Below are 10,504 nucleotides of genomic sequence, written 5' to 3' on the forward strand. Positions count from 1 at the left end.
TGCAAATCGGGGGCAGATCGTTGCCCATCGGGTTGCGGACCCGTGCCCCGCGCTGCCGGCCCCGTGATTTCCCTCGCCGGGGTGAACGGCCGAAGCGCTAACGTGGGACGGGTGCGTGATCCCTCCGTCTCCCGTAACTCGGCCGGCCGTCTGTCCCCGATCCGTCGCACCGCCGATCTGCGGCGGCTGCGTGACGAACAGTTCGACGTCCTGGTGATCGGTGGCGGGGTCACCGGCGCCGGCGCGGCGGTCGACGCCGCGTCCCGGGGCCTCAAGGTGGCCCTGGTCGAGGCCCGTGACTTCGCCGCCGGCACGTCCAGCCGCTCCAGCAAGCTGATCCACGGCGGTCTGCGCTACCTGGAGCAACTCGAGCTGCACCTGGTGCACGAGGCGCTGACCGAGCGCGGCCTGCTGGCCACCCGGCTCGCGCCGCACCTGGTGCGCCCGGTGCCGATCCTGGTCCCGCTGCCCACCACCAACCTCCCGAAACGGGCGTGGCAGCGTGGCTATTACGGGCTCGGGGTGGCCGCCTACGACGCTTTCGCCGGCATGTTCGGCTCCGGGCGTGGCATGCCGCTGCACCGGCACCTGACCCGTGACGGCGCCCGTCACCTCTTCCCCAGCCTGCGCGCCGACCAGATCACCGGCGCGATCCGCTACTTCGACGGCCAGGTCGACGACGCCCGTCTCGTGGTCAACCTGGCCCGGACGGCGGCCAGCCTCGGCGCGGCCGTCGCCACCAGCGCCCGCGTGGTCGGTTTCGTCCGCGAGGCCCGGCAGGTGGTCGGCGTCCGCGTGCGCGACCTGGAGTCCCCCGACGAGGAGCCCTTCGAGGTCCGGGCGCGTACGGTCGTCGCCGCCACCGGCGTGTGGAGCGACGACATGTCGCAGATGCTCAACGACGTCGGCGTGCGCCCCGGCTTCCGGGTCCGCGCCTCCAAGGGTGTGCACCTGGTGGTGCCCCGCTCGGCGATCACCGGCGAGGCCGGGCTGATCCTGCGGACCGCGACGAGCGTGCTCTTCGTCATTCCGTGGGGCGGTCACTGGATCATCGGCACCACCGACACCGACTGGCAGCTCGACCGGGCCCACCCGGCGGCCTCCGCCCGGGACATCCGCTACCTGCTGGACCAGGTCAACACGGTGCTGGACCGGCCGCTCACCACCGACGACATCGAGGGTGTCTACGCCGGGTTGCGGCCGCTGCTCTCCGGCGAGGCCGACTCGACCTCCAAGCTGTCGCGCGAGCACGCGGTGGTCGAGCCGATGCTCGGGCTGATGCTGGTGGCCGGTGGGAAGTACACGACGTACCGGGTGATGGCGGCCGACGTCATCGACCGGGCGGTCCGTCGTCTCGGCGGCGCGGCCCAGCCGTCCCGGACCGACGAGCTGCCGCTGCTCGGCGCGGACGGCTATGCCGCCGCGTGGCGCGACCGGCATGACATCGCCCGGCGGCACGGCGTCACGGCGGGCGTCGTCGAGCATCTCCTGGAGCGGTACGGGACGATGACCGTCCACCTGCTGGCGATGATGGCCGCCCAGCCCGAACTGGCCGTCCCTCTCGCCGGTGCCCCGGAGTATCTGGCGGCCGAGGTCGCCTACGCGGCGCTCGCCGAGGGCGCCCTGCACCTCGACGACGTGCTCACCCGGCGCACCCGGATCTCGATCGAGACCGCCCACCGGGGTGCCGAGTCGGCCGGGCACGCCGCCGAGATCATGGGCGAGGCCCTCGGGTGGGACGCGACCGTCCGGCAGAAGGAGGTCGAGCACTACCTGGCCCGGGTCACCGCCGAGCGGCAGTCGCAGACGATGCCCGACGACGCGACCGCCGACGCCGCCCGGATCGGGGTGCCGGACGTGCGCGGGCTGGCCGCCGACCGGCGGTTGCCGCTGCTCGAGATCGACCTTTGATCCTTGTCGACGAGCCCCGCTGGCCGGGGCGCGGCCACCTGTGGTCGCACCTGGTCAGCGACGTCTCCTACGCGGAGTTGCACGCCTTCGCCGAGATGCTGGGCGTGCCACGGCGGGGTTTCGACCGGGACCACTACGACATCCCGGAGGCCCGGTTCCGCAGTGCGCTGTGGCTCGGCGCCACCCTGCTGCCGTCCCGGGAGCTGACCGCCCGTCTCCGCTCCTCCGGCCTGCGCCGCCCGAAACACCTGGTCAGGCCAGCTCCTCCAGCTCGGCCTTGAGGTTGGTGCGGGCCTGCTCCTCCCACTGCTCGTGGATCGGCGCGAGGCGGTAGATCGACGGCAGGTTCAGCAGCTCGGTGAGGACCCGGGAGCGGCCGCCGCGGAACGCGTCGTCGGGGACGTGCGCGTACTCCCGGCGGATCGCCGCGGCGTAGCGGGTGTACCGCTCCGGTTCGGCGGCCAGGATCGACAGGTCCGCGTCGCAGAGCAACTCGCCGTCCGGGTCGTCGTCCTCGGTCGCGTGCCCGGCGGTCAGGCTGACCAGGCGGGCCACTTCGGCCGACACCTCGTCGGGGGCGCCCAGGCTCTGCAGGAGGCCGGCCGCGAACTCGGCGCTGTCCCGCTCGTTCGCGTCACCCAGGGCACGGGGGTCGTAGACGGCGTCGTGCAGCCAGGCGGCCAGCCGTACGCGATCAGGGTTGGGGGTGAGGTGAGCGAAGCGATCGATCACCTCGAGCACCGACGCGAGGTGGGTCACGTCGTGGTAGTGGCGTTGCGGCTCGGTCCAGCGGCCCAGCAGGTACTGCCCGGCGGCGTCCAGGTCCGCGTCGGCCGCGGTGGCGCCGGCGCCACGGGCGGCCGAACGGAAGGCTTCGGGAGATGTCACCCTCGCATCCTGGCACGTACCTTGAGGTCATGATCCGGGTGACCGCCGCGCTGCACCGGGGCCGGGCCGGGCTGATGCTCGCCGTGCAGGCCGGGCTCGCCGCCGGTCTCGCCTGGTTCGTGGCCCACGACCTGTTCGGCCGGGAGATGCCGTTCTTCGCGCCGATCGCCGCGGTGATCGCTCTCGGCTCGTCGGTCGGCCAGCGGCTGCGGCGCACCACCGAGCTGGTCGCCGGGGTCGCCGCCGGGATCGGCCTGGGTGACGTGATCATCCTGCTGATCGGCGCCGGCCCGGTCCAGATCGGCGTGATCGTCCTGCTCGCCGTGCTGCTGGCCACCGCGGCCGGTGGTGGTGCGCCGCTGATCGTGCAGTCCGCCTCGTCGGCCGTGCTGGTCGCCACCCTGACCTCGACCACCGGCCAGCCCTGGACGCGTTTCCTGGATGCGCTGGTCGGCGGCGGGATCGCGCTGGTCGTGATGACCGTGCTGCTGCCGCTCAACCCGCTCACCGTGGTCCGGCGGGCGGCCGACCCGGCGCTGCGGGCCTTCACCGGCGGGCTGTACGACGCCGCCGCCGGACTGGCCGACAGGGACGCCGCCGTGGTGCGGGCCGCCGTGGAACGGTTGCGGGCCGCCGAGGGCACGTTCGCCGCGTTCAGCGCGGCCATCGACGCGGCCCGGGAGAACGTGGCGTTCGCGCCGGCCCGGTGGCGGGCCCGTGGCGCCCTGGCCCAGTACGTGGACGGTGCCGCCCAGCTCACCTACGCACTGCGCAACGTGCGGGTGCTGCTGCGCCGGGCACAGACCGCGATCGAGGACCGGGAGCCGATCCCCGAGGTGCTGCCGGTCTCGGTGCGGCACCTCGGCGACGCGGTCGAGCTGCTGCGGCAGGAGTGGGACCGGGGTGACGAGCCGGTCACCGCCCGGGAGCAGGCGCTGCGGGCGGTCGCCGGGTCGGGTCGCGCCTACCAGGCCGGGGTCGGTTACTCCGGCGGCGTGGTGGTGGCGCAGACCCGGACCGCGGTGGCCGATCTGCTGCGCGCGACCGGGGTCGAGTATGCCGAGGCGACCCGCCAGGTGCGCGACGCCATCGGCTGGACCGGGCGGCCGCACGGGACGCGCCGGAAGCCGGGCCGGTCCGGATCGATGCCTTCTTGATCGGTTTCGGGCTCCTCGGGCCGGTCGCGGATGGATACGGTGACTACGCTGGCGGGCATGGCCGATGTCTCGCCGAGCGGAACGCCCGATGCCGCCGACCGCCCGCAGTCCGCACCGCCGGCTGCCCCTGAGCCGCCGGCCGTCCCCGATTCTCCGGCTGCCCCCGCGTCTCCGGCCCCGCTCACCTTCGAGCCGCCGGTCTTCGGCGAGCCGCTGATCCGGCCGTCGTCCCCGGCCCCGCCTTTCTTGCAGCCTCCGGCAGCGCAGTCGTCTTTCGCGCCGTCGCCCACCGGGCCGCCGTCCCTCCCGCCGTTCTTCAAGACGGCCGCGCTGGAGACGGCTCCCGCGCCGGTTCCGCCCTACCCCGGGGTGGCCGACGCGGCGAACGCGCCCCTTCCCGGCCGCAGCACCGGCTGGCGGCGCTGGCTGCCGATGACAGCCGCGATCGTGGTGATCGCGCTGGTCGCCATCGGCATGCTCACCTACCTCGGCTACAACATCGGCGTGACCGGCCTGGCGATCGGCCTGACCGCGGCCATCCTGCCGGTCCCTCTGCTGGCCAGCACCTTCGTCTGGCTGGACCGTTACGAGCCGGAGCCGACGAAGTACCTGGTCTTCTGCTTCGCCTGGGGTGCCGCGATCGCGACCGCGGTGGCCCTGGTGGTCAACACCGGTTCAGCCTGGCTGTTCGACAAGATCGGGCTGCCCGACGCGCTGGTCGCGGTGCTGGTGGCGCCCTTCATCGAGGAGTCGATGAAGGTGCTCGGCCCGTTCCTGATCTTCCTGCGACGGCGGTCCGAGTGGTCCGGCATGACCGACGGCATCGTCTACTGCGGCCTGTCCGCGCTCGGCTTCGCCATGGTGGAAAATGTGCTCTACCTGGGCGGGCACGGCTACGCGGCCGGCGAGGCGGAGTACGGCCCGGCCACCGGCCTGCAGAACGTCTTCCTGATCTTCATCGTCCGGATCCTTTTCACCGGCTTCGCGCACCCGCTCTTCACCTCGATGGCGGGCATCGGCCTGGGCCTGTCGGCGCGCTCCGGCAACCGGACGATCCGCTGGCTCGCCCCGGTCGCCGGCATCCTGCTGGCGATGATGCTGCACGGCATCTTCAATCTGCTGCCGACGCTGGCCGGGGCCACCGGCGAGACCATGATCATGCTGTACGGCTACCTCGGCTTCATGGTGCCGTTCTTCTTCGCCGTGGTCGGCCTGGCCATCGCACTGCGCAGCTGGGAGGGCCGCCTGGCCGAGCGGGTCCTGTTCCGTTACGCGGAGGCCGGCTGGTTCGCCCCGGCCGAGGTGGCCGCGCTCGGCACGCTGGGCCGCCGGCACGCCGCCCGGGAGTGGGCACGCCGGGTGGCCGGGCAGGTCGGGCACCGGGCGATGCGTGACTTCCAGTTCGCCGCGACCCGGCTGGCCCTGATCCGGGACGGTCTGGAGCGCGGTCTGCCCCGCACGCCGATGGAGATGCACCGGGCCCTCGGCGAGGAGCGGGAGCTGCTGATCGCGATCACCAACTACCGGTCCGCCTTCGCCGGGCGCGACCCGCAGACGCCGCCGTCGTGGTGGGACGGCCACAACTACCGGATCACCTTCCCGGATGGCGTGGTGCGTACCGTCGCGCCGCCGCCGGAGCCGGTGATGCCGGTGCCGATCGTCCTGCCGCCCCCGCCGCCTCCGGCGTTCGGCGGTGCCTACGGTCCTCCGCCCGCCGGCCCCTACGGTGGTCCGCCGCCCTACGCTCCGCCGCCCCGGCAGTGGTGATCCGGCTGGTGGGACGGGGTCACAGGTAGAGGCCGGTGCCGTCCGACTCGACCCGGGTCGCCGCGACCGCGTGGACGTCCCGCTCGCGGAGCAGGACGTACCCCTTGCCGTGCAGCTCGACCTCGGAGCGGTCGTCCGGGTCGAACAGGACCCGGTCACCGACCACGATCGACCGGACGTTGGGGCCCACACCGACCGCGGTGGCCCAGGAGAGACGCCGGCCCATCGAGGCGGTGGCCGGGATCACGATGCCGGCTGTCGAACGGCGCTCCCCCTCCCCGCCGTCCTGGCGGACGAGGACGCGGTCGTGCAGCATCCGGATCGGCAATCCGGTCTCGGTACGGGTGTCGGCACTCACGTTGCAGACGGTACGCCGCCGCGTGTGGCCCCCGTCGCCGGGTAAGGCGTTGTGGGCGCCCGGGTACTAGCGTGGCTACTGCGCAGTTCGAGGTCGAGGGGGGTTATGCGGTTGAACCGCTTCCAGCGGGTCCGGGACAACCTGATCAAGGCCTACGACTCCGGCCGTGAGTCGGTGCGGCAGGCCCGGTCCGAGCGCCCGTCGGAGCCCGACCGGTATGACGAGTTCCTGCCCCCCTCGGCGGACGCCGAGATCGTGCACGCCTCGACGAACAGTCGTGACGACGCCGACGTGCCGCAGCCCCTGCGCATCGCCGCGGCCTGGAGCTGGCGGCTGATCGTGGTCGGCGTGATCGGCTGGGCCCTGCTCCGCCTGATCGGCATGGTCAGCATCGTGGTCGTCCCGCTGGCGATCGCGCTGCTGCTGTCGGCGCTGTTCGGCCCGGCGGTGGGCTGGTTGCTGCGGCTGCGCCTGCCCCGTTCGATGGCCACGTTCCTGGTGCTGGTCACCGGGATCGGCCTGCTCGTGGGCACGCTGACCCTGGTGGTGAACGAGTTCATCGCCGGCGTGCCGAAACTGACCGAGAACGCGGCGGCCGGTGTCAACCAGATCCAGACGTGGGCCAAGACCGGGCCGCTGCACCTCTCCAACGACCAGGTGGCGCAGGGCATCGCGGCCGCACAGGAGTGGGTCAACTCGAACACGGCGGCGCTGACGTCCACCGGCATCGCCACTGTCGCGACCATCGCCGAGCTGGTCACCGGCATGCTGCTGGTGATCTTTGCGACGTTCTTCTTCCTGCGCGACGGCCGGCAGATCTGGCGGTTCATCGTGCGGCTGTTCCCGGTGAACGCGCGCTGGTCGCTGGCCGACGCGGGGGACGCCGGCTGGCGCACGCTCGGCGCCTACGTGCGGGCCACCGTGCTGGTCGCCTTCATCGACGCGGTCGGCATCGGCCTGGCGCTGGTGGTGCTCGAGGTGGAGTTCGCGTTCCCGCTGGCCGCGCTGGTGTTCCTGGGCGCGTTCGTGCCGATCGTCGGCGCCAGCGTGTCGGGTGCGGTGGCGGTGCTGGTCGCTCTGGTCGACGAGGGTTGGGTGATCGCCCTGATCACTCTGGGCGCGGTCATCCTGGTGCAGCAGATCGAGGGGCACGTGCTCCAGCCGCTGATCATGGGCCGGGCGGTGTCGGTGCACCCGCTTGCGGTGATCATCGGGATCGCGTGCGGTGTGGTGCTGGCCGGGATCATCGGGGCGCTGGTGGCGGTGCCGCTGATAGCCGTTCTGAACACCGCGGTCCGCCGGTTGTCCCGCCGGCGCCCGGAGGTCCCACCCCACGCCGAGGTGGTGACCACCGGCGGAGCATGAAAATGGGGGCCCCGAGGGGCCCCCATTTTCCGACAGAGCGTGGGTCAGGCGGTGGCGACGTTCAGCGTGATCTCGTTGACGCCGCGGGCGGCGTCGACGGCCAGCTCGCCGTTGCCGTGCCGGCTGAGCGCCCGCACGGTCCAGGAGCCGGGCGCCGCGAAGAAGCGGAACACGCCCTCGGGCGACGAGACCACCTCGGCGGTGAACTCGCCGGCACCGTCGAGCAGGCGCACGTAGGCGCCGCCGACGACCTCGTCGTCCGCGTTGCGCACGAGGCCGGTGATCACCGTCTCCTTGGCCAGGTCCACGCTGCTGGGGAGGGGCGCGGACTGGTCCGGGGCGGCGCAGCCGGCCGGCAGGTCGGCGGTGACGTTCGTAGCGGGCACAGTCATGATCAGGCCTTTCCGGGCTCGTCGCCGAGGGCGATCGGCACACCGATGAGGGAGCCGTACTCGGTCCACGAACCGTCGTAGTTCTTCACGTTCTCGTGGCCGAGGATCTCCTTGAGCACGAACCAGGTGTGCGAGGAGCGCTCGCCGATCCGGCAGTACGCGATGGTGTCCTTGCTGCCGTCGAGACCGGCCTCGCCGTAGATCTTGGCGAGCTCCTCGTCGGACTTGAAGGTGCCGTCCTCGTTGGCGGCCTTGCTCCACGGCACGCTGATCGCGGTCGGGATGTGGCCGGCCCGCTGCGACTGCTCCTGCGGCAGGTGCGCCGGGGCGAGCAGGCGGCCCGCGAACTCGTCGGGGCTGCGGACGTCGACCAGGTTCTTCACGCCGATGGCCTGCACGACCTCGTCGCGGAAGGCGCGGATCTCCAGGTTCGGAGCCTTGGCGGTGTAGGAGGTCGTCTCGCGGACCGGCACGTCCTTGGAGTAGACGCGGGCGTCCAGCTCCCACTTCTTGCGGCCGCCGTCGATCAGCTTGACCTGCTCGTGGCCGTACAGCTTGAAGTACCAGTACGCGTACGCCGCGAACCAGTTGTTGTTGCCGCCGTACAGGATCACGGTGTCGTCGTTGGAGATGCCACGCTCGGACAGCAGGGCCTCGAACTGCTCCTGGTTGACGAAGTCACGCCGGACCGGGTCCTGCAGGTCCTTCTTCCAGTCGATCTTGATGGCGCCGGGGATGTGGCCGCCGTCGTAGGCGGAGGTGTCCTCGTCGACCTCGACGAAGACGAGGCCCGGGGTCTCCAGGTTGTTCTCGGCCCACTCGGCCGAGACGAGTGCGGTGTCGCGACTCATCGGTTCACTCCCTGTGGAAGGTGGGTGGAGGGAGAGTCAGCGCACGGAGAGAGCTAGATGTCGCACTCCGCGCGGACCCATCGGTGGGTGGGATCACGGGCTGCTGTGCGACGGCGCCACTGCCGGCAGAGATGCCTAGAGCTTCAGAATGTGCTCAGCACGAGGTGGCCCCGTCAGATGACGGGACGACACAGGCACGCGGCCACGCGGCACAGGTCGACCGCGCGCCTTTTCGTGAGCAACAGGCTCATGGGAAACGACCCTACCAGCGGGCCCAACTCTCGGAACAGGTCCGACCACGATCCGGGATCGGACGGTCGTCACACCCCGGCCGCGGCGAGGCTGACGTCGCTCGCCCCGAAGGTGACCCGCAGCCCCTCCGGAAGCGGCCGCAACTCCTGCACCACCAGGTTCATCGGCAACTTCGGCACGTCCAGCTCGAAGGCCATGCTCTGGATGAAAGCGTCCACCTGACCCTGCACGAACGGGTTGACCGGGAGATCCGGCGTCTTCACATCGGAGAAGCGCACCTGCACCTTGCCGTCGACGACCTTGAGGTCGGCGGAGGCGGACAACTGGACATCCTGGAGCTGCGAGATCGTCACCACTCCGGACCCGACCAGCTTGCCGTCCTTCTCGGCGAGCGTCAGGCCTTTCTGGCCGGTCGCGTCGGCCAGAAGGCCGTAGTCGAGGGTGCCGGTGCCGGTGACCGAGCCGGCCACCACGTCGCCCTGGCCGCGCAGGGCGCTCAGCGGGGCCTTGACGTCACGGGCCCGGATGTCCAGCAGGTCCATCCGGATGGTCTCGCCGGTGCCGGTCTGCGCCTTGAAGTCCGGCAGCTCGATCCGGATCTCCTCGTACTTCCCGGCGAGGACCTGGGTGAGGAACGGGACGCCGGCGATGGTGACCACCGGGCGGCTGCTCTCCGCCTTCTGGTTCGCCACCTCCGCGGCCACCTTGTCGGCCAGGACGTTCTCGGCGTAGGAGTTGCTGAAGCGGTCCAGCACCGCGACCCCGGCGATCAGGAGGACGAGCAGGGTCAGGATCACGAAACGCAGAGTGCGTCCCCGGCGACGGCGGGGACGATCCGATCCGTACACCTCGGCCACTGTTCCTCCCGAATCTCGCCACTGCCCTGGGGAACGTACATGCCCGCGTCCAGGGTTCAGCGAAACCGTGTCAGTGGGGCGGACGGGTCAGGAGAGGTACCAGTGGACCGACAGATAGGCCGCCACCGAGGTCAGGGCGAAGCCGCCGAGCGGGCCCTGCATGTGCCGGGCCAGCCAGAACGTCGGCGCCTCGCCGGCCAGCCGGCGGCCGGCCTCGCCGAAGTTGACCGCCAGATCGACCAGCTGGGCGGCCACCGCGGCGATCAGGCCGAGCACCGCACCCTTGGTCGGGTCGAACGGCAGCACCATGTAACTGCCGAGCATCGCCGAGGCGAGGGTGCCCAGCATGGCGCCGAGCACGATGCCGGTCGCACCGCGCGGCACCTGCAGGGCGATCCGTGGCTTGGGGAACACCGCATCGGTGACCCGGGCGATCAGCAGGGCAGTGCCGGCGCCGACACAGCAGATCAGGATCGCCTGCGCGCCGAGCGGCTCGCGGACCAGCGTGATCAGGACGGCGTAGGCGACCGCACCGCACACGATGAGCAGCGTGGTCCTCCACGAGTCCCTGGCGCGCTGCCGGTCCTCGGCCCGGATCACCTGACCGATCATCGCGGCCGTGAACCCGCCGAGACCCACCCAGAACAGCGGCAGCAGGGCGCCCGGCTCACCGGTCACCGCGAGATAGTCGGCGGCCAGCGCGGCC

The 10,504-nt window shown here is 71.7% G+C and carries 11 protein-coding genes; 5 read left to right on the forward strand and 6 right to left on the reverse strand.

The window, feature by feature from the left end; all coding sequences use genetic code 11:
• Positions 1-111 precede the first annotated feature (111 nt).
• Complete coding sequence (locus ACFO0C_RS19860) at positions 112-1,911, forward strand: glycerol-3-phosphate dehydrogenase/oxidase (protein WP_378068133.1); 1,800 nt, start codon at positions 112-114, stop codon at positions 1,909-1,911.
• Entirely contained in the window at positions 1,908-2,192 is a 285-nt protein-coding gene (locus tag ACFO0C_RS19865; RefSeq protein WP_378068134.1) for a DUF4031 domain-containing protein, read from the forward strand. Before ACFO0C_RS19860 ends, ACFO0C_RS19865 begins: the two co-directional genes overlap by 4 nt.
• Here ACFO0C_RS19865 and ACFO0C_RS19870 read toward each other — a convergent pair.
• Positions 2,164-2,799 (reverse strand): HD domain-containing protein, encoded by a 636-nt coding sequence (locus tag ACFO0C_RS19870; RefSeq protein ID WP_378068135.1) that lies wholly within the window; start codon positions 2,797-2,799, stop codon positions 2,164-2,166. The genes ACFO0C_RS19865 and ACFO0C_RS19870 overlap by 29 nt on opposite strands.
• A gap of 29 nt (positions 2,800-2,828) precedes the next feature.
• On the opposite strand from ACFO0C_RS19870, the gene ACFO0C_RS19875 reads away from it, so the two are divergent.
• Together ACFO0C_RS19875 and ACFO0C_RS19880 are read left to right on the forward strand one after the other, a co-directional pair.
• Positions 2,829-3,956, forward strand: a complete 1,128-nt coding sequence (locus tag ACFO0C_RS19875) for an FUSC family protein (RefSeq protein ID WP_378068136.1) — start codon at positions 2,829-2,831, stop codon at positions 3,954-3,956.
• A 57-nt stretch (positions 3,957-4,013) separates the two neighbouring features.
• Positions 4,014-5,723: a PrsW family glutamic-type intramembrane protease gene (locus ACFO0C_RS19880; protein ID WP_378068137.1), complete on the forward strand. Its 1,710-nt coding sequence runs from the start codon at positions 4,014-4,016 to the stop codon at positions 5,721-5,723.
• Positions 5,724-5,742: 19 nt separating this feature from the next.
• Here ACFO0C_RS19880 and ACFO0C_RS19885 read toward each other — a convergent pair whose 3' ends face one another.
• Positions 5,743-6,039, reverse strand: a complete 297-nt coding sequence (locus ACFO0C_RS19885; RefSeq protein ID WP_360331959.1) for a GroES family chaperonin — start codon at positions 6,037-6,039, stop codon at positions 5,743-5,745.
• 147 nt (positions 6,040-6,186) lie between these two features.
• On the opposite strand from ACFO0C_RS19885, the gene ACFO0C_RS19890 reads away from it, so the two are divergent.
• Positions 6,187-7,446 (forward strand): AI-2E family transporter, encoded by a 1,260-nt coding sequence (locus ACFO0C_RS19890; protein ID WP_378068138.1) that lies wholly within the window; start codon positions 6,187-6,189, stop codon positions 7,444-7,446.
• A 44-nt stretch (positions 7,447-7,490) separates the two neighbouring features.
• Here the strand turns inward: ACFO0C_RS19890 and ACFO0C_RS19895 are convergent, their stop codons facing one another.
• The 4 genes from ACFO0C_RS19895 to ACFO0C_RS19910 all read right to left on the reverse strand — a co-directional run bounded on the left by ACFO0C_RS19895 (position 7,491) and on the right by ACFO0C_RS19910 (position 9,738).
• Complete coding sequence (locus ACFO0C_RS19895; RefSeq protein ID WP_378068139.1) at positions 7,491-7,838, reverse strand: DUF1416 domain-containing protein; 348 nt, start codon at positions 7,836-7,838, stop codon at positions 7,491-7,493.
• Positions 7,839-7,840: 2 nt separating this feature from the next.
• Positions 7,841-8,689 (reverse strand): sulfurtransferase, encoded by an 849-nt coding sequence (locus tag ACFO0C_RS19900; RefSeq protein WP_378068140.1) that lies wholly within the window; start codon positions 8,687-8,689, stop codon positions 7,841-7,843.
• A 173-nt stretch (positions 8,690-8,862) separates the two neighbouring features.
• On the reverse strand, positions 8,863-8,940 hold the full coding sequence (locus ACFO0C_RS19905) for an Ms5788A family Cys-rich leader peptide (RefSeq protein ID WP_311772860.1): 78 nt from the start codon (positions 8,938-8,940) through the stop codon (positions 8,863-8,865).
• Between the two features lie 69 nt (positions 8,941-9,009).
• A complete protein-coding gene (locus tag ACFO0C_RS19910) occupies positions 9,010-9,738 on the reverse strand; it encodes an LmeA family phospholipid-binding protein (protein ID WP_378068141.1) in 729 nt (242 codons plus the stop codon).
• Between the last annotated feature and the right edge of the window lie 766 nt (positions 9,739-10,504).

Origin of the sequence: Actinoplanes subglobosus (genome assembly GCF_042650585.1) — a bacterium.
In the GTDB taxonomy this organism is placed as follows: domain Bacteria; phylum Actinomycetota; class Actinomycetes; order Mycobacteriales; family Micromonosporaceae; genus Actinoplanes; species Actinoplanes subglobosus.